At 70.1% G+C, this 21,847-nt stretch carries 13 protein-coding genes; 6 read left to right on the top strand and 7 right to left on the bottom strand.

The window, feature by feature from the left end; translation table 11 throughout:
- The first annotated feature begins 84 nt into the window (after nucleotides 1–84).
- Entirely contained in the window at nucleotides 85–3,123 is a 3,039-nt protein-coding gene (locus YIM_RS15720) for a BTAD domain-containing putative transcriptional regulator (protein WP_153031062.1), read from the top strand.
- A gap of 131 nt (nucleotides 3,124–3,254) precedes the next feature.
- Here YIM_RS15720 and YIM_RS15715 read toward each other — a convergent pair whose 3' ends face one another.
- Complete coding sequence (locus YIM_RS15715; RefSeq protein ID WP_153031061.1) at nucleotides 3,255–4,073, bottom strand: trans-aconitate 2-methyltransferase; 819 nt, start codon at nucleotides 4,071–4,073, stop codon at nucleotides 3,255–3,257.
- Nucleotides 4,074–4,170: 97 nt separating this feature from the next.
- Nucleotides 4,171–4,743 (bottom strand): helix-turn-helix transcriptional regulator, encoded by a 573-nt coding sequence (locus YIM_RS15710; RefSeq protein ID WP_153031060.1) that lies wholly within the window; start codon nucleotides 4,741–4,743, stop codon nucleotides 4,171–4,173.
- Nucleotides 4,744–4,791: 48 nt separating this feature from the next.
- Between YIM_RS15710 and YIM_RS15705 the strand changes: the two genes are divergently transcribed.
- Nucleotides 4,792–6,348 (top strand): MFS transporter, encoded by a 1,557-nt coding sequence (locus tag YIM_RS15705; RefSeq protein ID WP_153031059.1) that lies wholly within the window; start codon nucleotides 4,792–4,794, stop codon nucleotides 6,346–6,348.
- Here the strand turns inward: YIM_RS15705 and YIM_RS15700 are convergent.
- A complete protein-coding gene (locus YIM_RS15700) occupies nucleotides 6,332–7,459 on the bottom strand; it encodes a polysaccharide lyase family 7 protein (protein WP_228004757.1) in 1,128 nt (375 codons plus the stop codon). The genes YIM_RS15705 and YIM_RS15700 overlap by 17 nt on opposite strands.
- A gap of 162 nt (nucleotides 7,460–7,621) precedes the next feature.
- Between YIM_RS15700 and YIM_RS15695 the strand changes: the two genes are divergently transcribed.
- The gene (locus YIM_RS15695) at nucleotides 7,622–11,791 is read left to right on the top strand and encodes a hypothetical protein (protein ID WP_153031057.1); all 4,170 of its coding nucleotides are present in this window, start codon (nucleotides 7,622–7,624) and stop codon (nucleotides 11,789–11,791) included.
- 33 nt (nucleotides 11,792–11,824) lie between these two features.
- Here YIM_RS15695 and YIM_RS15690 read toward each other — a convergent pair whose 3' ends face one another.
- Complete coding sequence (locus YIM_RS15690; RefSeq protein ID WP_153031056.1) at nucleotides 11,825–13,396, bottom strand: carbohydrate-binding protein; 1,572 nt, start codon at nucleotides 13,394–13,396, stop codon at nucleotides 11,825–11,827.
- A 416-nt stretch (nucleotides 13,397–13,812) separates the two neighbouring features.
- Between YIM_RS15690 and YIM_RS15685 the strand changes: the two genes are divergently transcribed.
- Nucleotides 13,813–15,195 (top strand): CBM35 domain-containing protein, encoded by a 1,383-nt coding sequence (locus YIM_RS15685; protein WP_153031055.1) that lies wholly within the window; start codon nucleotides 13,813–13,815, stop codon nucleotides 15,193–15,195.
- On the opposite strand, the gene YIM_RS15680 is transcribed toward YIM_RS15685, so the two are convergent.
- Together YIM_RS15680 and YIM_RS15675 are read right to left on the bottom strand one after the other, a co-directional pair.
- Nucleotides 15,164–15,559: an anti-sigma factor antagonist gene (locus YIM_RS15680; protein ID WP_228004756.1), complete on the bottom strand. Its 396-nt coding sequence runs from the start codon at nucleotides 15,557–15,559 to the stop codon at nucleotides 15,164–15,166. The genes YIM_RS15685 and YIM_RS15680 overlap by 32 nt on opposite strands.
- Nucleotides 15,560–15,596: 37 nt before the next feature.
- Nucleotides 15,597–16,061, bottom strand: coding sequence for an ATP-binding protein (locus tag YIM_RS15675; protein ID WP_153031053.1), 465 nt, complete (start codon nucleotides 16,059–16,061; stop codon nucleotides 15,597–15,599).
- Between the two features lie 278 nt (nucleotides 16,062–16,339).
- Here YIM_RS15675 and YIM_RS15670 point away from each other — a divergent pair, with 278 nt between their 5' ends.
- Both YIM_RS15670 and YIM_RS15665 read left to right on the top strand, forming a co-directional pair.
- Entirely contained in the window at nucleotides 16,340–20,812 is a 4,473-nt protein-coding gene (locus YIM_RS15670; protein WP_153031052.1) for an RHS repeat-associated core domain-containing protein, read from the top strand.
- Nucleotides 20,809–21,102, top strand: a complete 294-nt coding sequence (locus YIM_RS15665; protein WP_153031051.1) for a hypothetical protein — start codon at nucleotides 20,809–20,811, stop codon at nucleotides 21,100–21,102. Before YIM_RS15670 ends, YIM_RS15665 begins: the two co-directional genes overlap by 4 nt.
- On the opposite strand, the gene YIM_RS15660 is transcribed toward YIM_RS15665, so the two are convergent.
- Nucleotides 21,099–21,647 (bottom strand): NADAR family protein, encoded by a 549-nt coding sequence (locus YIM_RS15660; protein ID WP_370468992.1) that lies wholly within the window; start codon nucleotides 21,645–21,647, stop codon nucleotides 21,099–21,101. The genes YIM_RS15665 and YIM_RS15660 overlap by 4 nt on opposite strands.
- Between the last annotated feature and the right edge of the window lie 200 nt (nucleotides 21,648–21,847).

The raw sequence follows: 21,847 nt of genomic DNA, 5'->3' as shown, positions 1-21,847 counted from the left end.
CAACCCTGGGTTACCGGCCTTTCTCCGCGGTTACACGGCGGTTTCACTAGGCTCGCGACGAACACTTCGTGAGGGGGTCGGTGGGTGCGGTTCGAGGTACTGGGTCCGTTGCGGATGTGTCGTGGCGACAAGATGCTCGCGGTGTCCGGGACGTTGCGCAGGAGCTTGCTGGCGGTGCTGCTCGCGCGCGCGAACAAACCGGTCCCCGTGGACGTCCTCCTCGACGCGTTGTGGGGTGAGCAGGCGAACGACGGCGCCGTGCGGCGGCTCCAGGTCCACGTGCACCGGATGCGCGCGATGCTCGACAACCCCGGACGGCTTTCCAACAGCCCGGACGGTTACTGCCTGCACCTTGAGCCCGGCGAGCTGGACGCCCACCGGTTCGACGCCCTGCTGGACGAAGCGAGCGGGTACACCACGGCCGATCCGCGGCGGTGCGCGGAACTGGTCCGCCAGGGGCTGGACCTCTGGCGTGGCACGCCGTACCAGGGCGTGGAGGTCCCCGACCTGATCGGCGAGGTCCAACGACTCACCGAGCGCAGGTTGCTGGCGCTGGAGGACCTCTACACCGCCGAACTCCGGCTCGGCAGGCATGGCGCGGTCACCGGTGAACTGACCGAACTCGTCCGGCGGCATCCGCTGCGGGAACGGCTGCACGGCCTGTTGATGACCGCGTTGTACCAGGGCGGCAGGCAGGCGGACGCGATGGCGGCCTACCGCCACGCGCGGGAAGTCCTGGCCGGCGAACTCGGCCTCGACCCTGGGCCGGAACTGCGGGACCTCGAGCACCAGATCCTCCACGGCGAACCGATCGAGGTCGGCGCACCCGCACCCGTCGCACTCACCGTCTCCGTCCCGGCTCAGCTTCCGCACGACGTGGCCGGATTCGTCGGGCGTGACGGGGAACTGTCCCAACTCGACGCGCTACTGTCCGAAAAGGACGGGAGGGTGCCGATCGCGGCGGTCGTGGGTACCGCCGGGGCGGGCAAGACCGCCATGACCGTACGGTGGGCGCACCGCGTCAAGGACCGCTTCCCCGACGGCCAGTTGTATGTCGACCTACGTGGTTACGGACCCGACGAGCCGATGTCGCCGGCGGACGCACTCGATGCGTTCCTGCGCGCTCTCGGGATCGACGGTGCCTCGATCCCCCAGGACCCGGCTGAACGCGCGGCGCGGTTCCGCACCGTGGTCGATCGGAAGAAGCTGCTGATCCTGCTGGACAACGCCGGCTCGGCGGTTCAGGTGCGGCCGTTGCTGCCCGGCTCGTCGTCCTGCGTCGTGGTGGTCACCAGCCGGGATTCCCTCCGCGGGCTCGTCGCCCGTGAAGGTGCCCACCGCGTGCGCCTCGACCGCCTGCCTCGAAGCGAAGCCCACCGGCTGCTCACCGAGCTGGCCGGCGACCGCGGCGGTGCCGATTCCGAGGCCACCGCCCAGGTGGTCGAACGCTGCGCCCGGCTGCCGCTGGCGTTGCGCATCGCGGCGGAACGGATCCGCGAGCACCCCGGCCACCTGGCGGCGTTCGTCGCCGAACTCGCCGACGAACAAGCCCGGCTCGACGTGCTCGACAGCGGAGACGACCCGGACGCGTCGGTGCGCGCGGTGTTCTTCTCCTCCTATCGCGGCCTCGATCCCGAGGCGGCTCGCCTGTTCCGCCTGTTCGGTGTCCATCCCGGGCACACCGTCGACGCGCATGCCCTCAGTGCGCTCGCCGGCGCCGGCCTGCGGACCACCCGGCGCCTGCTCGACACGTTGACCAGGGCCAATCTCGTCGACGAGACCACCGACCGGCGCTACCTCCTGCACGACCTCCTCGCGACCTACGCCGCCGAACTCAGCGGAACCACCGATCCCCCGGCCGAACGCACCGCGGCACTCGCCCGGCTGCTCGACTACTACCTGCACACCGCCGCACAGGCCGTGCGGTTCGTCATGCCGAGCGAACTGGAGTCGGCCGACACGGACGGTTCCCGTCTCGTCGCGACACCCGAGTTGTCCACCTACGAGGCCGCCATCCGCTGGCTCGACGACGAACGCGCCAACCTGGTCCTCGCGGCCGAGGCCGCGGCGCGGGATCTGCCCGGCCACACCACCGCGCTGGCCAGAGTGCTGTCCGGGTACCTCGATCTCGGTGTGCACCTCGACGAGGTCCGACGCCTGCAGACCCTCTCCCTCGACATCGCACGTGTGCACGGCGATCTTGTCGCGGAGGGGGTCGCGCTCCGGTCCTTCGGCTTGATCCACCTGTACGCGCACCGGTTCTCGGAAGCGCAGCGGCACCTCGAGGAATCGCTGGCCTTGCACGAAAAAGCCGGGGCGCTGGTCTTCCAGGCGACCACCCTGAACCATCTCGGCACGCTGTGCGGCTTCGCCGGCCGGGTGGAGGAGGGAATCCGGCACCTGCGCCGGTCGGCCGAGCTGTTCGGAGAACTCGGCCAGCGGCTGATGGCCCAGCGGCCGCTGACCTCGCTCGGCCAGCTGTACCTGCGCCAGGCCCAGCACGAAAGCGCGCTGCGCTACCTGCACCAGGCGTTCACCATCACCATGGAATACGACTATCCGCCCGGGCAGTTCCAGACCTCCTACGGGCTGGCCGGGGTCTACCGCGACCTCGGCCGCTATCCCGAGGCGCTCGACTGCGTCCAGCGGGCGCTGGACATCGCCCACCGCTCACATTTCTCCGTGCACGAAGTAGCCGCCCTCTACCGCCTCGGCACGATCCACCTCCGGCTGAACGACCCCGAGAAGGCGGAACGGCACCTTCACCAGGCACTGGCGATCGCGCGGAACCTGGCCAACACGCAACTCCTGGCCATGACGCTGAACGGGCTGGCCGAAACACACGCCGCGGCGGGAGCATCGCCGGAGCTGATCCGCCGCTACCACCTCGACGCGCTGGCCGCCGCCACCGACGTGGGCGCCCGGTACGACCAGGCCAGGGCCCTCGCCGGCCTCGGCGACCTCCACCAGCGACAGGGCGAGAAACCCGAGGCCATCGAACACTGGCGACGAGCGCTCGACGCCTACCAGGATCTCCGCTCGCCGAAAACGTCCGAACTACGGGAAAAGATCGCCGACGCCCAGCGGCCTCGAATGCCGCATGGATCGGGGCAACACGGGTGACCACATGACCGTGCGCCGGCGAGTACGGCGAAGCGCCCGGCACCGGGCGCTCGGGCACGAGTCACGCGGTGCCCGCGCGCACGGCGAGACGACGTCAGGGTCGTGCTCACCCTCGACCGGTGACGAGCGCGTCAGTCGCGGCGCGCCGCCCAGACGGTGCGCTCGGTGCGTACCGCGAGGTCGTCGCGGCGCAGGAGGCTGTGCGGGGCGCTCGTGTCGAGCAGCCGGTCGAGCGCGGCGAGGTCCTCCGGCACAAGCTCGGCGGCGACGCCGCCGCGGATGCGCTGCAGCACGCTCAGGGCGTAGCGGCCGACCGCCGGGTTGCGGGATCCGTCGACGTCGGCGGCGATGGTGAGTTCACCTTCCACAGCGAAGCCCGCGGCGGTCAGCATCGGTCCCCAGTCGGCGCCCCGGTGGGGCAAGTGCTCGGCGTGGCGGCGGTCGGCAACGGCGTGGACGCGGTCTTCCAGGCCGGGCCGGTCGGCGGGGGCGTTCTCGGACAGGAAGCGCGGCGGGCCGGCCAGCTCGACGACGGCGAACAGGCCGTCGGGAGCGAGCAGGTCGCGGACGGTGCGCAGGGCGTGCCCGGGATCGGCCATGTGGTGCATGGAGGCCGACGCCCACACCAGGTCGGGCGTTCCGAGGTCGGGCCAGGTGGCGTCGTCGAGGTCGGCCTGCACGGTGTGCACGTGATCGTCCACACCGCGGGCGCATGCCTTCTCCCGCAGCCGTTGCAGGTGTGCCGGCGAGGCGTCGACGGCGGTGACGTGCGCTTCGGGGAAGCGCTCCAGGAGGGCGAAGGTCCCCGCTCCCGTACCGGCGGCCAGGTCCACGATCTGACGCGGACTGCTCGTCAGCGGCAGCCACTTGGTGATGGCGGCGGTGTGCTCGGCGAGGACTTCCGCGTCCAGGTCGAGGATCTCCGCCTGTCCTTGGTGAGTTTGCGACATATCGCCACGTTAAGCCGAGTATGCGCCTTCAGCACAACTTCTTGCGGAATACGCAAAGCCATGACCCCGCGCGCTGCCGGACACGCAAGACACGCGGCTACGAGTCGGCGTCGCCGTTCTCGCGATGTCCGCGGCGGGCGTCGCGGTCGAAGATGAACATGACGTCACAAGGGCCACCTTCGGCACCGATGGCGTGCGGCATCATGGTCGGGAACTCGGCGGCCTGGTTGGTCTCGACGCGGAAGCGGCGATGTCCCAGCATCAGGACCGCGGTGCCGGACAGCACGACCATCCATTCCCGGCCCGGGTGGGCGCGCATCTTGGCGGGATTGTCCGGCGGCGGTTCGGTCAGCCGCCGGCGCATGACGCTCATGGCCGGGTCGCCCTTCATCGGCCAGCTCAGCCCGTGGGTGCCGTGGTTCATCGGGCTGATGACGACGTCGTCGGCGGCGTTCTCGACGAGCTGATCGAGCGTGGTGTCCAGGGCGCGGGCCAGGGTGACGAGCTGGTCCAGCGCCAGGCGTCGCTGGCCGTTCTCGATCCGGCTCAGCGACGACTGGCTGAGGTGGGCGCGGCCGGCCAGTTCCTCCAGTGACCAGCCCTGCGCGACCCGCAGCGCGCGGATGCGCTTGCGCACGAGGCTGTCCAGCGCACCTTCTTCTTGCGTCATGGGCAACATTGTATGCCCTTGGGGCAAGCCGCGCTTAACGTCGGATCCATGAGTACGAATCAGTCCACTGAGGACGCCGCCGTGGTCGGCGGAGAGAGCACACCGGACGCGCGTCAGCTGCGCACCATCCTGATCGCCGTCTCCATCGCGCTGATGGCCGTCATCGCGTCGGTGTCCGGGCTCAGCGTCGCCCAGACCCACCTGGCCGTCGACTTCGGGGCCGCGCAGACCACGGTTCTGTGGATCATCAACAGCTACACTCTGGCACTGGCCGCGCTGCTGCTGCCGCTCGGCGCGCTCGGTGATCGGCTGGGCCGCAAGCCCACGCTGATCGCCGGACTCGGCGTCTTCGGCGTCGCGAACGTCGTGGCGGGCCTGGCCCCGACCGCCGAGATCATGATCGTGGCCCGGGTGGCCGGCGGTATCGGCGCCGCGATGATCATGCCGATCACCCTCGCCGTCATCACCTCCACCTTTCCCGAAGATCGTCGCGGCAAGGCGATCGGCGTGTGGACCGGCGTCGCCGGGGGCGGTGGCATCCTGGGCATGTTCCTCTCCGCGCTCCTGGTCGATGTCGCGGACTGGCGCTGGCTTTTTGTGCTGCCGGTGGCACTGGTCGCGGTGGCCACGGGCATGACGCTGAAGTCGGTGCCCAACTCCCGTGAGCGCTCGGCCCATGCCTTCGACACCATCGGCGCGCTGGTCTCCACCGTCGCCGTCGCCGGCCTCATCTTCGCCCTGCAGGAAGGACCCGAACGCGGCCTGACCGCCCCCGCGACGCTGATCAGCCTCGCCGTCGGCCTCGTCGCCGGCATCGGGTTCGTGGCCTGGGAACTGCACCGCCGGGACGCGTCACTGCTCGACGTACGCCTGTTCCGGGAGCGCGGCCTGGCCGGCGGCTCGATCACGCTGCTGGTGGTCTTCGGGGTCCAGGCGGGCGTCGCCGTGGTCCTGTTCCCGTTCTTCCAGGCGGTGCTCGGCTGGTCGGGACTGCTGTCGACGGCGGCCATGATGCCGATGGCCGTGATGATGATGCTGGCCTCCGGCCTGGCTCCCAGGATGGCCGGCCGCGTCGGCTCCCGTCCGACCATGGCCGTGGGCATCGGCGTGGCCGGTGCGGGCCTGGCGCTGATGGCGCTGTTCGTCGCCGTGGATGGCGGCTACCTGACCATTCTGCCGGGCATGCTCGCCATGGGCATCGGCATGGGCCTGTCCATGACGCCGTCCACCGAAGCCATCACCAGCTCGTTGCCGCGGGAGAAGCAGGGCGTCGCCTCCGCGCTCAACGACATCACCCGTGAGTTCGGCACGGCGCTGGGCATCGCCATGCTGGGTGCGCTCCTGTCCTCCGGCTACCGCGGCGCGATCGACGACCGGCTGCACGACGTCCCCGATGCCTTCGCGGACACCGCCCGCGAAGGCATCGCCAACGCTGTCGAGATCTCGGGCAGCGCCGGCCCGCACGCGCAGGAGATCGTCCACGCCGCCCAGCAGTCCTTCGTCGACGGCTGGCAGCAAGCCATGTGGGCGGGCGTGGTCGTCATGGGCGTCTTGTTCGCCTACATCGTCCTGCGCGCGCGGACTACCGCTATCCGGCGTGGGTGACGTCGAGCCCGTAGATCTTCACTTCGCCGTAGTTGCCGCTCGAGCACGGCGACGACTTTTCGCAGTTGGCCTGGGTGTAGGCGCCTGCCTTGAAGTACCCGCCGGTGAAGCTGTCGGAGATGGTGGTTTGCAGAACGCCGTTGTAGTAGGCCTTGATCTTGCCACCACTCACTTCGAACTTCGCCTGGAACCTGGTGCCGAGCTGGTAGTTGCCGTCGACCAGCTTGTGGTCGGACGTGTCGCCCTTGGTGACGTACAGCTTGTTGCCCTCCAACCGGAACACCGAGACGTCGTCGTCCGCGTCGTGGATCTGGCCGGCGACCACGTCCGGCTTTTCCTTGGGCTGGGCGGTGATGGCCTGATCGATGGTCATCGTGTGCGTTCCCGACGTGGACGACCAACTGGCCTTCGACGAGCCCTTCATTTCGCGCAGTTCCGAGCGCGGATAGCTGGAACCGCTCGTGGTCACCCCGTTGACGGCGGCGCGGAACTGGACCGCCTCACAGTCCGGCGTGGTGGTGAACCACGGGTCGATGGCGTAGGTGGCCAGTTCCGGCTGCTCCACGTTGGTCGGCTTTTCGTCCTGGCCGATCGGCAGGCCGATGTACCAGTTCTCCAGGTTCAGCACGTCGGCCGGATAGGTGCAGTCGTCCCCGCCACCGTCGGCACCGTTGACGTCGGTTTCGGTGATGCTGGTCCATTCGTTGTAGGTGTTCCCGTGGCCGACGATCCGCAGGTAGCGCCCGGCGGTGTCGGGGAAGTCGTAGTTTTCCGGGCCGGTCGAGGTGCCGCTGCTCGTCCGGCCCGCGGCGACCGTCGTCCACGAGGCACCGTCGCCGGAGACCTGCACGTCGAAGGTGGACTTGCGGGTGTCGCCCTGGTGCCAGGCAAGGGATACCGACCCGATGGTCTGCGCCGAGCCGAGGTCGTACCGGATCCACACCCCGTCGCCCTTGGCCGACCACCTGGTGGACAGGTCGTCGTCCAAGGTGTTCGACGGGACGTTGCCGTCGTCCGCACTGGCCGTCACGCCGTTGACCGGCAAGGGCGAACCGGCAGCCGCGGCGACCGCCGGTGCCACCCCGCTGACCGCCACGACCAAAACCGCCACCACACCCTGCTTTGCTTTCTTTCTGCCACTGGCCATACCGCTGATGGTGATTCCCGGACACCAGGCCGCGGTGCCGTTGTCCGGAACCTGCCACCGTCATCGTCCGATCGTGATCATCGCCCAGTACGGTGACATCGCGTTCGGCGAGACGAGAGGGGATCGATGCCACCGGCAGGCGAGATCGATGACTCCGGCGACCCCGAAAACTCCGAAAATTCCGCCGCCGAGCGGGAGGCGACCCGCCGAGCCCGGCGTGGCGTGCGGGAATGGGTGCGTGCGGCCGGGCGGGGCACCGGCCGCGGGCTGCGCAAGGCGACGCCGTACGGCACCTACGCCTTCCTCACCGCGGCGGCGGTGGCACCGGTCGCGGGGGCCGCGCTCGGTGGCACGGACGCCTTCGCCACCGCGCTCGACCAGCTCGGCGGGATGGGCGGCAACTACCTGGCGAACGTGCTCGCCGACACCGCCGATCGGATGCGCCGCCAAGGCATCGAGCCGTCCGGCGAGCAGTGGCGGGACGCGGTAGCCGAGGAGTTGCTGGCCCGGCTGGAGTCCTCCGGCGAGGAAAACCTGCGGTTGCGCGAAGAAGTCGGCCAGGTGTTGCGCGCGGTGGACGGCGTCGGCGCGGCGCTGACCGAATCCGCCACGCACGCCCAGGAACTGCACCAGGAACTCGTCGGCGCGATCGCGGTGCTGGGCAACGACTTCGACGAGTTCCGCTGGATGCTCACCGAGCTGAAACAGGCACTGGCCGAGTCGACTAGGACCCTCGGTGACGTGCAGCGCGAACTGCTCCTGGCGCGCACCGAGCAACGGGAGCAGAGCGATGTCACGCACCGCTTCCTGGTCGCGGTGACCAAGGTGCGCCAGTGGCTCAAGCCGGGCACCGAGCAGCGGCCCGGCCCGCGCGACGACGGGCCGTGCCCGTACCCCGGTCTCACCAGCTTCGGGGCCGAGGACGCGAAATGGTTCCACGGCAGGGAAAACGCCGTCGCCGAACTGCTGGCGAGGCTGGCGGAACGGCTGGACGGTCCCGGTCCGCTGGTGCTCGTCGGTGCTTCCGGCGCCGGGAAATCCTCGTTGCTGCACGCCGGGTTGCTGCCCGCGCTCGCGAGCGGCGGGCTACCTGCCGCCGGTTCCGCGGACTGGCCCCGAGTGGTACTGACCCCCGGTGTGGACCCCGTCGGCGAACTCGCCGCCAGGGTCGCGGCGCTGGCCGGGGTGCCTGCCGTCGACGTGGCACGGCAACTGCGCGCGGCACCTGCCGAATTCGGCGCGCTCGCCCGGCAGGCCGCGCTGGCCGCCGGCGGCGAATCCGCCCGGCTGGTGCTCGTGGTGGACCAGTTCGAGGACCTGTTCACCCAGGGCGCCGACGCGGCGAAACGGCTGGCTTTCGCGACCGCGCTGGCGAACGCCGGTCCCGCACTCGTGGTGCTGGCCGTCCGAGCGGATTTCTACGAGCATTGCACCAGGTTGGAACCGCTCGCCCCGGCGTTGCAGGACCAGTTCGTGCTGGGCCCGATGACCCCGGGCGAACTGCACCGGGTGGTCATCGAACCGGCGGCGAAAGCCGGGCTGGTGGTGGAGGACGGACTGGCCGAACGGCTGGTGGCCGATCTCGGCGTGCGCGAAGGCGTCGACTACGACCCCGGTGCGCTGCCACTGCTGGCGCACACGCTGCACGCCACTTGGGGGAACCGGACGGGCAAAACCCTTACCGCACAAGGGTATTTGCAGACCGGCGGAATCGAGAACGCGGTTTCCGGCACCGCCGAACGGATCTTCGAGGCGCTCGGCGAGCCCGGGCGGACCGCTTTGCGGCAGGCGTTGCTGCGCATGGTGACCGTGGTGGACGGCGGCGGTGCGGTTCGCCGGCGCGTGCGCCGCGACGAACTCGACCTGACGGTGCTCGGCCCGCTGATCGAAGCGCGGCTGGTGACCGCGGACCAGGACGGCGCGCAGGTCAGCCACGAAGCGCTGCTCACCGCGTGGCCGCGGCTGCGCGACTGGGTGGAGGAGGATCGCCACGGCCTCCTGGTTCGCCAGCAACTCGACGAAGCGGTGCGGTATTGGGAGCAGAACAGCCGTGACGACGGCGCGTTGTACCGGGGTGGGCGGCTGGCCTCCGCGCAGGACTGGGCCGCCACGCGGACCGACCTGACCGACGGCGAACGCGAGTTCCTGCGGGCGAGTGCGCGCGCCCAGCAGCGCTCGACCCGACGGCTGCGCGGCCTGGTCGCCGCGCTGGCCGTGTTGCTGGTGGCCGCGCTGACCGCGGGCGTGGTCGCCGTGGTGGCGCGCAACGACGCGGAACGGGACAGGCTGAACGCACTTTCCCGGCAGTACGCGGCGGAATCGCTGCAGAACATCGACGCCGCCCCGGGCGAGTCGATGCGGAAAGCACTGGCGGCATGGCAGACCGCTCACACCACCGAAGCACGCGGTGCGCTGCTTTCGGCGTCGACGCTGACCTATCCGGGGTCCTTCGACTCCGGACTGGAAACCGCGTACAGCACGGACCTCAGTCCCAACGGCGAATTCGCGGCGGTCGGCGGGTCCGACGGCAGGATCGTGGTCTGGGACCTCGCCGCCAACCGGCCGCTGCCCGCCGAATTCGGCGGGCACACCCAGCCGGTGGACGACGTCGAGTTCTCGCCGGACGGTTCATTGCTGGCCACCGCGTCAGCGGAGACCTACGGGGTGCGGATCTGGGAGGTGCCCAGCGGGCGCCTGGTCCGCACGTTGCCCGGGGTCTTCCGGCTCGCCTGGCGGCCGGACGGGCGGGAACTCGCCGCCGTCAGCCTGTCGGCGGACATGCCGGTGGTCGGCTGGGATCCGCGTGGCGGCCAGGAGTTGCGCCGGTTGCCCGGTGACGGCGAAGTGGTCCACGACATCGCCTTCAGCCCCGATGGCCACCGGCTGGCCGTCGCCAGGCAGGGCGGTGTCGTGGAATTGTGGCGGGCGGGTGACAGCACGCTGGTCACCCGGGCCGAGCCACATCCGGACAAGGGCGGCATGCGGGTCTCCTTCGCGCCGGGCGTGCTGGCCAGCAGCAGCCAGGCGGAGACCACCATCCGGCTGTGGGACAGCGAAACCGGGGAACCGCGGGAGCCGATCCCGATGGGCGGCGGCTTCGGACCGGCGGCGATGGCGTTCAGCCCGGACGGGCTTCGGCTGCTGGCTGGCACCGGGTCGGAGATCCAGCGCTGGGACATGACCAACCGCCAGCGGATCGGCAACTACGCGTGGGACCGGGACGTCGTCGCCGATCTGGTGGTCTCCGCGGACGGCCGGACGGTGGCCGCGGCGACCACGAACGGGAAGGTGACCCGCTGGCAGCGCGACACCTCCTGGTACACCCGCCCCACCGGGCCGGTGATCAGCCTCGCCTTCGCCCCGGACGGCCGGACGGTCGCCGCGTCGGACGGGGACGGCGCGGTGCACCTGTGGGATCCGGGAACCGGCGTGCAGCGCGAGCAACTCGGCACGGCCGGCAGCCTGGCCGGTGCGCTCCGCTACGGTCCGGACGGCACCAGGGTGGCGGCCTTCCGGAACGGCGTCGTCCAGGTCACCGACCCGGGCGGCGGGGCACCGCGGACCCACACGATCCCCGGCCGGGAACTGGGTGACCTCGTCGTTTCACCGGACGGCAAGCTGATCGCGGTGGCTTCGAGAGACCCGCTCACCGTCGGCGAACTCGAACCGGACGACCACCGGATCCACCTGCTCGACACCGCGACGCTGACCGAGCGGAAGGTGCTCGAACTCGGCGCGTTCTCCGCCTGGACCATGGTTTTCTCGCCGGACGGCGCGAACCTCATCGCGGCCGGGACGTCCACCGGCGCCGCGCTGCGGACGTGGCGCACCGCGGACTTCAGCGAGGCGTGGACGGCTCCGCTCGGCCCCGATCAGGTGACCGGCCTGGCGATCAGCCCGGACGGGCGCACCCTGGCCACCGGCGACGGCGAGCAGATCCGGCTCCGCGACGCGGCCGACGGCCGGGTGCTGCGCGATTTCGGTGCCCCGCACCCGTCCGTGGTGCGGGACCTGGCGTTCTCACCAGACGGTTCGCTGCTGGCCTCGGGCACCGTCGGCGACGCCGCCGTCCGGCTGTGGAACGTGGCCGACGGCACCCTGCTGACCAGTGCCGCCGGCCTGATCGGACCACCGAACGATCTCGCCTTCTCCCCGGACGGCGGCCTTCTCGCCGCCGGTGGGCAGGACACCGACGTCGTGCTGTGGCCGGTCCAGCCGGAGCGCGCGGTGGCCCAGGTCTGCCGCAACCTCGCCGACGGCGGTGCTACCGACCTCGCCGCGCTCGGCTGCCCGTGACCCGCCCGCGAGCGGCCACCACTCCCCGCCCGGCTACAGGACGACGGGCTTGCCGCCGAGGGTTACCGCGAGGCGGCCGTCCGCGCCGAAGGACCAGCCCAGCGCACCGCTGTACGAACCGCACCTGGACCCGTTCGAACCCATCCAGAACTGGTTCGAGCTGTCGGTGTTGCCCACGACCTTGTCGTTGGTTCCGCTGCTGCTACGGCACGAGGTGTTGTCCCGGAACACGGTCGAACCGGCTTCGAAGGTGTAGTTGCGCTGGTCGTTGTCGATGCTGAGGTTGTTCGACATCGTCATCGATCCCGGGTTGCGGTTGAAGGTGAACCCGTGCTTGCCGTTGTCGAAGGCGATGCTGCGCCGGATCGTGTGGTCGACCGCGATGTCCTCACCACCGAGCTTGTAACCGTTGCGGTCGCCGTTCCCGGCCTGGCCACCGTTGCTGAGCGTGCCGTTCTTGTAGGCGAGGGAGTCTTCGATGGTCACCGTGCCGATGGCACCGGTGTCGGTCTTGGTGTAGAGGTCCCAGCCGTCGTCGATGTTGTTGTGCGCCACGGCGTAGCGGAAGACGTTGCCGGGGCCGGAGGTGAGCTTCGCGGCGAAACCGTCGGCGTCCTCCCCGTCGGAATCGGCGTTGTCGTGCGATTCCGCGCTCAGGACGAGGTTGTTGGCGGGCCACTGGGCCTTCGGGGTGTCCGAGGTCATCCGCGAGAGCTGGAGCCCGGTGTCCCGGTTGAACCGCGTCACCGTGCGCTCGAAGGTGTTGTTGCTGCCACCCACAAAGATGCCGTTGTCACCGGCGCGCTCCACGGTGACGCCGTAGACGTGCCAGTACGAGCCGTTCACCGCCAGGCCGCGGTTGGCGGGATCCTCGCTCTGCGCGGAGAAGTTCAGCACCGGCTTCTCGGCCTGGTAGGCGGACAGCTTCTTGAGCGCGCCCGAGGTGCCGCTGTTGCCCGGCGGGATGGTGACCGTCTGCGAGAAGTCGTAGGTCCCACCGCGCAGGTAGATCGTCCCGCCCGCGGCGACCCTGGTGAGGGCCGAAGTGAGCGTCGTCGGGTCCCCGATCGTCCCGGTCGCGCCGTCCTGCCCGGTCGGCGAGACGTACAACGCGTCGGCGGGCTGCGGACCGGTGCCGCTGGTGGTGACGTCGGCGTAGTCGATGTTGGGCAGGCCGCCCGAGGTGGTCGGGTCGAGCCGGATGGTGCCGGCGCCGGCGGGGAGCGCGACCGTCAGTGTCTTCGTCACCCAGGTCGACCACGCGCCGGTCGACTCGAACGACACCGACTGCACCTTCGTGCCGTTGACCAGGAGATCGGCGGCACGACTGGCCGTGGTGCCATTGGCGAACCGGACGGCGACCGTCGCGTTGCCCGCGCTCGGCGCCGAGGCGGCGAACTCGACGTAGGCACCGGTCGCGTTCTCACCGTTGCAGAACCCGGAACCGGAGTACCCGGGCCAGTTGGTGTCGACGGTTCCGGTGCAGACGGTGGGCGCGGATTCGGCCTCGTGGTGCGTCGTCGCGGCGTTCGCCGTGGCGAGTGGCAGCACCAGTGCGGCACCCGCCGCCAAGGCGGTGCTCGCCGCGAGCAGTGTCAACCTCATCGTGGACCTCCTGCGGTGATCAATGGACCGGCGGCGGCGGGTACCAATCGAGTAAAACGTCTCGGAACTGAACTGTATCGACAATTCCGGAACATTAACTCAGCACTTTCGAACACGCAATGCCGAACACCACACGTGACCATTCACAATTATGAACAAAGGGGGCTAAGCGCGTCACGCAGGCTAGCGACCTCGATGTGGACAATCAGGTACAACGCGTGGACTTTTCCGCATCACCCACCCGGCGATGCGGACCGGCGCAGCTCCCACCCGGGTCTCCCACCTGCGGAATCTCCGGCATCGACACCGCCGGGCGCTTGACCCCGCACCCGAGGGCGGCCTAGGATAATTCTTTCCTGAAAGCGCTTTCCGCTCCCGGTATTCGAATCAGCAAATCGACCCAACGGAGACGTATCATGCGCATGAGACCCATGATCGCGTGCGTCAGCCTGTTCGCCGGCGCACTGGTGGCGGTGGCCTCGTCCACCGCGCAGGCCGCGCCGACGCGGTACGAGGCGGAAAACTCACCGGCGGTGTGTTCCGGCACCATCGATGCCAATTGGTCGGGTTACTCCAGCAGTGGCTTCTGCAACGGCACCAACGCCACCAGCGGTTACCTCCAGTTCACCGTGACCGCGGCGGCTTCGGGCACGGCGACACTGGGCGTGCGGTTCGCCAACGGCACCACCACGGCCCGGCCCGCCGGCCTGGTGGTGAACGGGGCCCCCGTGCAGACGCCGTCGTTCGAGGGCACCGGCGCCTGGGCGAACTGGGCGACCAAAACGCTGAGCGTGCCGGTGAACGCGGGCGCCAACACCATCCGGCTGAACCCGGCCACCGCCGCCGGTCTGCCCAACATCGACTACCTCGACTTCGAAGCCGGTGGCACGCCCCAGCCGCCGGGCGGGATCGTCGGCTGGGCCACGCAGGCCGGTGGTACCACCGGTGGCGAGGGCGGCGCCACGGTCACCGTGAGCAGCTTCGCCGACTTCCGGACCCAGGCACAGGCATCGGGCGCCAGGACCATCCTGGTCAACGGTTCGCTCAGCGGTTCGGGCACCGTCGAGATCAGCGCCGACAAGACGATCCGGGGCGTCGGGGCCGGCTCCGGTATCTCCGGGACCACGCTCAACATCGAGGACATGCACCCCGCCAACGTGATCATCCAGAACCTGAACATCCGCGGGGTCCCGGGCAACGACGCGATCCAGATCGAGAACGCCACGCACGTCTGGATCGATCACAACACCATGTCCAGCACCATCGAGAACGATCCCGACTTCTACGACGGCATGCTGGACATCACCCACGCCGCCGACTACATCACGGTGTCGTGGAACGTCATCCGCGATCACTGGAAGACCTCGCTGGTCGGCCATTCCGACGGCAACGCCGGTGAGGACCGCGGCCACCTTCGGGTCACCTACCACCACAACTGGTTCGACCGGACCTTCGAGCGCAGTCCGCGGGTGCGCTTCGGCGAGACGGTCCACGTGTTCAACAACTACTATTCCAACGTCGACAACAACTCCGACTCCTACGCCATCGCGTCGCTGATGGACGCCGGACTTCTCGTGGAGGGCAACGTCTTCGAGAACGTGCAGCAGGCGTGCTGGTCCGCGAGCGGGTACGCGGAATCCGATCCCGGACGACTGGTGGCGCGCGACAATTCGCTCACCGATTCCGGACCGTGTGAAACCGGCGGCACCGTGGCGCCCATTCCGTATGGCTACACCGCCGACAACGTGACCACCGTCAAATCGTCCGTCACGACGGGCGCGGGCGCGGGAAAGCTCTGACTGCTTCGTCGACGGTGTGGTAGAGCGTCAGCTCGTCGTCGAGTCCGGTGATCTCGATCGGCCTGATCACGGCGCTGTTGCCGTCGACGACGAAGCATGGATCCCGCCCTGGCCGGGCGAACAGGGCGGGATCGAGCAGGGAGGTGAGTCCCGCGGCGCTCAGGAAGGTGACCGCGGTCAGGTCCACGATGCACCGGCGGGGGCTCGTGCGTTCGCCGGCGGAGACCAGTGCGTCGCGCAGGGCCGGCGCGGTCTGCGAGTCGATGTCCCCGGAGACGGTGACCACGAGCGCTCCGGCCAGCGGGCGCTGGTCGATGCGCAGGAGCCGCTGGGCGGGTGGTTCGGTCCGGACTCGCAGTGTCACCGTCCTCGCCTTTCTCGTGTGGGCCGGTACCGGGAGTTCACGGCTTCGGCCGTGACCATTTCGAGGCGGGTGCCAGGTGCCGGGCATGCCCGCTGGTGCCGGGCTGGTCCAGGCTCAGTTCGGCCCACACGGTTTTGTGGTGCCGGTGGTTGTGGACGCCCCAGGACGAGGCCAGCCGGTCGACCAGCACCAGGCCACGACCGCCGGTCCGGTCCGGGGTCCGGATCTTCGGCTGCTCGGGCGCGGTGTCCTCGACTTCGATGCGCAGGCGCCGGCCGTCGTCGAGCAGGCCGAGCCGGCACCGCCGCGGTGCTGTGCCGTGGCGGTGGGCGTTGCTGATCAGCTCTTCGGTCACCAGCACCGCGTCCTCCTCCAGCAGCCCGCCCACCGGGGCGAGCAGTTCGCGGACCTGTTGGCGGACTTCCCAGTTGGCGGTGGCGTCCAAGTCGCGGGCGACCTCCAGCGGTTCACCCCGTTCCTCGCTCGACGGCTGAGTGACCATCGGCATTCACCCCTCGCGGTCCACGGCCCGCGCCGTCGGCGGGGCCTGGGCTCGGGGGTACCCCACTCGCCGTTTTCCCAACCTCGGCACGCTTCGGACGTGCGGAGTGCAGGAAGCCGCACGGGGTGACGGCCGTGAACGGATTCCCGTGCGGCGAGGCGGAACTGTAGCCAATCGCCCTTCGTCGGCCGCGTGTGAGGGGGCGCTCCAGCCGATACCCCCGTGGAACCGGGACGGCTGTGGCGGCGTCGTAGAGTGCGGATCGGAAGGGAGCGTGCATGCCTGAGGGGAATCCGCTGGTCGCGCAGGCGCAGTCGCAGACCACCGGGGTGACCGGGATCGGGATCGCCGAGTCCGCGGTCGACCTGGCCAACGGCGTGTCCGACGGCTCCTGGGTCGAAGCCGGACTCGGCGCGGTCGGCGTCGGACTCGAAGTCCTCTCAATGGTCGTCGACCCCATCGGCACACTCGCTTCCTACGGTGTCTCGTGGCTGATCGAGCACGTGCAGCCGCTCAAGGAGGCACTCGACTGGCTGGCCGGGGACCCGCCGGTGATCCAGTCGTTCTCCGAGACCTGGGCCAACGTCGCCGCCGAGGTCAACGCCATCGCCGGCGACCTGGGCAATGAGGTCACCAACGGCACCGCCGGCTGGCAGGGCGAGGGTGCCGAGGCGTATCGGGGCGCGGCGGCTGAGCAGGCGGATGCACTGGCGGGTGCGGCGTCGCTGGCCGACGGCATCTCCGCCGGCGTGATGATCATGGGCACCGTCGTCGCCGCGGTACGCGAACTGGTCCGCGACCTGGTCGCCGAACTGGTCGGCAAGCTCATCACCTGGGCGCTGGAAGCCGCCGCCACCCTCGGCTTCGCCACCCCCGCGATCGCCGTACAGGCCACCACCGCCATCACCAAAACCATCAGCAAGATCAGCGACTTCATCCGCAAACTGGTCAAGACCATCGGCAACGTCTCCCCGAAGATCCGCAAGATCATCGACAAACTCGGCGAGATCATCGAAAAGCTGTCCAAAATGCTCCGCAAAGGCGGCAAACCCGGCAGCGGCACCACCCCCTCCGGCGCCAAGCCCAGCACCACCAAAACCCCGGACACCAAGCCGAATTCGCCGGACAGCCCGGACACCACACCGTCGAGCACCGACACCACACCGGGTGGCACGGACACGCCCAGCTCGAAGCCTTCGGACGGCACGACGCCCAGTTCGACCAAGCCCGACAGCTCCAGCCGTCCTGATGATCCGGTCAAAGCGGGCCGGGACGAGGGGTGCAAGCCCGGCTCCGGCGACCCGGTCGACCCGGCCACCGGGGACATGTTCCTGTCCCACACCGACGTGCACATCAGCGCGCCGCTGGCCCTGGTGCTGCGGCGAAGCCACGTCTCCTCCTACCGCGCCGGCCGCTCGTTCGGCCCGACCTGGGCGTCCACTGTGGACCAGCGGCTGGAGTTCGACGAACAGGGCGTGGTGTTCGCCGCGCCCGACGGCATGCTGCTGGTCTACCCGCACCCGCCCGCCGATGGCGCTGAGGTGCTGCCGGTCGCCGGGCCGCGGTGGCCGCTGGCGCGCACCGAGACGGGCTACCTGATCCGGCAGCCGCAAGCGCGCCAAACCCTGCACTTCGGACCCGGGCAGGGTGCCGGATCCCCGATCGCGGCGGTGGTCGACGAGAACGGCACCCGGATCGACTTCGAGTACGACAGCACCGGTGCACCACTGGCCGTGAAGCACTCGGGCGGACACCGGATCGACGTGGTCAGCGACGACGGCCTGGTGCGCGAGTACCGGCTGGCCGACCAGGACGGGTCCTCGATCGAACTGGTCCGATTCGGCTACGACGAGTCCCGGCGCCTGGTCGAGGTGGTCAACTCCTCACAGCAGCCGATGCGGTTCGGCTACGACCTCGCCGGGCGCATCACGCGCTGGGAGGACCGCAACGGCCAGTGGTACAGCTACGACTACGACGGCGCCGGACGAGTCGTCGCCACCCAGGGCTCCGGCGGCGCCCTGACCGGCACCTGGACCTACCACGACGACGGCCGGACCACCGACTACACCGACGGCGGCGGGCACACCACCCGGTTCGAGTTCAACGAGGCCCGCCAGCTGGTGCGGGAAACCGATCCGCTCGGCGCGGTCACCACCTCGGAGTGGGACCCGTTCAACCGGCTGCTCTCCCGCACCGACCCGCTCGGCCGGACCTACCGCTACACCTACGGCGAGACCGGCGAGCTGGCCACCATCACCCGCCCCGACGGCTCCCGGGAACTGTCCGAGTTCGACGCGCACGGCCGCCGCACCACCGTGGTCGACGCCGACGGCGCGGTGTGGCACTACAGCTACGACGAACGCGGCAACCGCACCGAAGTGCTGGACCCGTCCGGTGCCCGGACCAGCTACCACTACGACGAGCGCGGCCACCTGCACCGGGTCGTCGATCCGCTCGGCGGAGTGGTCACGGTGGAGACCGACGCCGCGGGCCGTCCGGTGGCCGTCACCGACCGCCAGGGCGGCACGACCCGCTACCAGCGCGACCAGTTCGGCCGGGTCACCACGATCACCGATCCGCTCGGTGCGCGGACCGAGCTGCGCTGGACCGTCGAAGGCAGGCTCGCCTCCCGCACCACGCCCGACGGCGCCACCGAGCAGTGGAGCTACGACGCCGAGGGCAACCAGGTCGCCCACACCGACCCGCTCGGCGCGGTCACCGTGGTCGAGACCACCCACTTCGACCTGCCCGCCGCGGAGACCGGGCCGGACGGGACGCGGCTGGAGTTCAGCTACGACACCGAGCTGCGGCTGACCGGCGTCCGCAACGCCCAGGGCCTGCACTGGCAGTACACCTACGACCCCGCCGGGAACCTGGTCGCCGAGACCGACTTCGACGGCCGCGAGATCCGCTACGCCTACGACGCGGCCGGGCAGCTGGTCGAGCGCACCAACGGACTCGGCCAGACCACCCGGTTCGTCCGCGACGCGCTGGGCAACGTGCTCGAACGCCACACCGAGGGCCAGGTCGCCCGGTTCGCCTACGACCCGGCCGAACGGCTGATCCGCGCGGTCAACGACGACGCCGACGTGATCTTCGAGCGCGACGCGCTGGGCCGGGTGCTACGCGAGACCGTCAACGGCCGCACCCTGGAATCCGCCTACGACGCGGCCGGGCGCCGCACCTACCGGCGCACCCCGTCCGGCGCGGAGAGCCACTGGTCCTTCGACGCCGACCACCAGGCCACCGGGCTGCGCACCGCCGGGCGCACGCTCAGCTTCGGGCTCGACCCCGCCGGCCGGGAGATCGAGCGGTTGCTCGACACCGGAACCGTGCTGGCACAGCGCTTCGACGGCGCCGACCGCCTCATCGAGCAGACCGTGTCCGCGGTCGACCCGGCCACCCGCACCACTTCGATGCTGCAGCAGCGGCGCTACCACTACCGCGCCGACGGCTACGTCGACGCCATCGAGGACCACCTGACCGGCGTGCGGCAGTTCGACCTCGACCACGCCGGGCGGGTCACCGCGGTGCGCGGCGCGGGCTGGGCCGAGCGCTACGCCTACGACGCCGCGGGCAACATCACCCAGGCCGCCACCTCCGACCCCGCCGACACCGCGCAGGGCACGCGTGAATACTCCGGGACCAGGCTCAGCCACGCCGACGGCGTGCACTACACCTACGACGCACAGGGCCGGGTCATCCGGCGCCAGCGCAAGCGCCTGTCCCGCAAACCGGACAACTGGCACTTCGACTGGACCGCCGAAGACCGCCTCGCCGGCGTCGTCACCCCCGACGGCACCCGGTGGCGCTACCGCTACGACGCGCTCGGGCGCCGCATCGCCAAGCAGCGCCTGGCCCCGGACGGGCAGTCCGTGGCCGAGCAGCTCGACTTCGTCTGGGACGACGGAGTGCTCGCCGAGCAGGTCCACAACGGCGTGCACGCCACCACCTGGAACTACCAGCAGGCCACGATCACCCCGATCACCCAGGCCGAACGCGTGCGCACCGCCGACCAGGACTGGGTCGACGCCCAGTTCTACTCCATCGTCACCGACCTGATCGGCACCCCGACCGAACTCGTCGACGCCCACGGCCGCCTCGTCTGGCAGGCCCGCCGAACTTTGTGGGGCGCACCGCGCGACAGCGAACCCGCCGGGGTGGTCATGCCGCTCCGCTTCCCCGGCCAGTACCACGACGCCGAAACCGGCCTGCACTACAACTTCTTCCGGTTCTACGACCCCGACACCGCCCGCTACACCAGCGCCGACCCCCTCGGCCTCGCACCCGCGCCGAACCCGGCGACCTACGTGCACAACCCGATCGGCTGGATGGACCCGCTCGGGCTGACCGCCACCCCCGGCGGCTGCGGCACGGGTTCACGCAACGTGGTCTACCGCAACCTGCGCCCCGACGAGGACCACACCAAGGGCCTGGTGGCCAAGAACCCCGACGCGACCTACAAGCCCGGCGGGCACATCACCAGCGGCAGCCGCCCGAACTTCCGTTCCCAGTACATCTCCACCACCACCGACATCGAGGTGGCCAAGAAGTGGAACAACGGGCGGCTGGTCGAAATCGACCTGGACAAGTTCGACGGTACGGTGATCGACGCCTCCACCCAGGCCGCCCGCGACGCGGCCGGGATCCGGGGCGCGACGGCCAACCGCCTCGCCGAAAGCTCGAAGGAAGTCCTCCTCGTCGGCCACGTGCCGCCGGAGGCGATCAGATGGATTGGAACCCCACCGTGAGCACCGAGACCGAACGCCTGGAAACCGCCTCCGGCGACTTCCTGGTCGCCCTGCGCGCCAACGAAGGTTTCCAGCAGGACCTCTACGACGCGCTCACCGCCGCGCTACGCGACTGCGCCACCGCCTGGGAAGGCGCCGACACCCTGCCACGCGCGGCCGTCGGCGTCCTCGTCGACCTCGTGCCCGCCACCCAGGGCGCCGCCGAGGCCTATCCGGAGCCGGTCAAGCAGCAGGTCTACGACGCCAGCTACGAACTGCACGACCTCATCACCGACGCCGTCGAAGGCTAGTCCCGCAGCGCGTCGCGGACGGCCATCAGCGCGAACCCGAGCAGGTTGCGGCCCCGCCAGGCGGCGGGGTCGGCCGCGCGCGGGTTCGACGCACCCAGCCCGATCCCCCAGATCACATCCCGCGGCGCCGCTTCCACGAGCACCTGGTCGCCGGTCGAGAGCAGGAACTCCCGCAGCCGGCCGTCCTGCCCGAACTTGGCCTCGTTGCCGCGCACCACGATGTCGAACCGCCGCGCCACCCAGGTGTCCTGGTCGAAGTCGCGCACCCCGCGGCCCAGCTTCTTCGCCTCGGCCGGAGTTTCGGCGGCCAGGATCAGCCGCTCCGCCTCCGGGTCACCGAACAGGCGCGCCTTCTCCGCCATCATGAACTGCTCCGCCGAGCGATAGCGGACACCGTCCACAGTGAACTCCGCGGGCCACCACTGGCTCAGGCACCACTTCCCCACCGGCGCCTCACCCGGGGTGTGGCCCCAGAAAAAGAAGAACTCGACCCTCTCCCCCGCCTCGACGGCGGCCACCAGCTCATCCCTCGACAACACAGTCACGCACCGCACCCTAGCCGCCCGGCTTCAGCGCCGGCTAACGAATCTCCCTTGGTCGCCGATCAAGAAACCGAACTCGGCCCGGCAGACAAATGCATACGGAGCAGCACGCCCGCGAACACCTTGCCGGACAACGGCCCGCCGAAACGGCCGAGGCAGACCGGCCTGGTCGCTGGACTAGGGTCAACCGTACCTCGGCACCC

The organism is Amycolatopsis sp. YIM 10, assembly GCF_009429145.1.
GTDB lineage: Bacteria > Actinomycetota > Actinomycetes > Mycobacteriales > Pseudonocardiaceae > Amycolatopsis.
This window is presented reverse-complemented; position numbering and strand designations above follow the sequence as displayed.

What these genes read in the sequence shown, in the direction of transcription:
- YIM_RS15690 (WP_153031056.1), bottom strand. Translation starts at nt 13,396, where the DNA reads ATGAGGTTGACACTGCTCGCGGCGAGCACCGCCTTGGCGGCGGGTGCC.
- YIM_RS15685 (WP_153031055.1), top strand. Translation starts at nt 13,813, where the DNA reads ATGCGCATGAGACCCATGATCGCGTGCGTCAGCCTGTTCGCCGGCGCA.
- YIM_RS15710 (WP_153031060.1), bottom strand. Translation starts at nt 4,743, where the DNA reads ATGACGCAAGAAGAAGGTGCGCTGGACAGCCTCGTGCGCAAGCGCATC.
- YIM_RS15705 (WP_153031059.1), top strand. Translation starts at nt 4,792, where the DNA reads ATGAGTACGAATCAGTCCACTGAGGACGCCGCCGTGGTCGGCGGAGAG.
- YIM_RS15675 (WP_153031053.1), bottom strand. Translation starts at nt 16,061, where the DNA reads ATGGTCACTCAGCCGTCGAGCGAGGAACGGGGTGAACCGCTGGAGGTC.
- YIM_RS15670 (WP_153031052.1), top strand. Translation starts at nt 16,340, where the DNA reads ATGCCTGAGGGGAATCCGCTGGTCGCGCAGGCGCAGTCGCAGACCACC.
- YIM_RS15695 (WP_153031057.1), top strand. Translation starts at nt 7,622, where the DNA reads ATGCCACCGGCAGGCGAGATCGATGACTCCGGCGACCCCGAAAACTCC.
- YIM_RS15715 (WP_153031061.1), bottom strand. Translation starts at nt 4,073, where the DNA reads ATGTCGCAAACTCACCAAGGACAGGCGGAGATCCTCGACCTGGACGCG.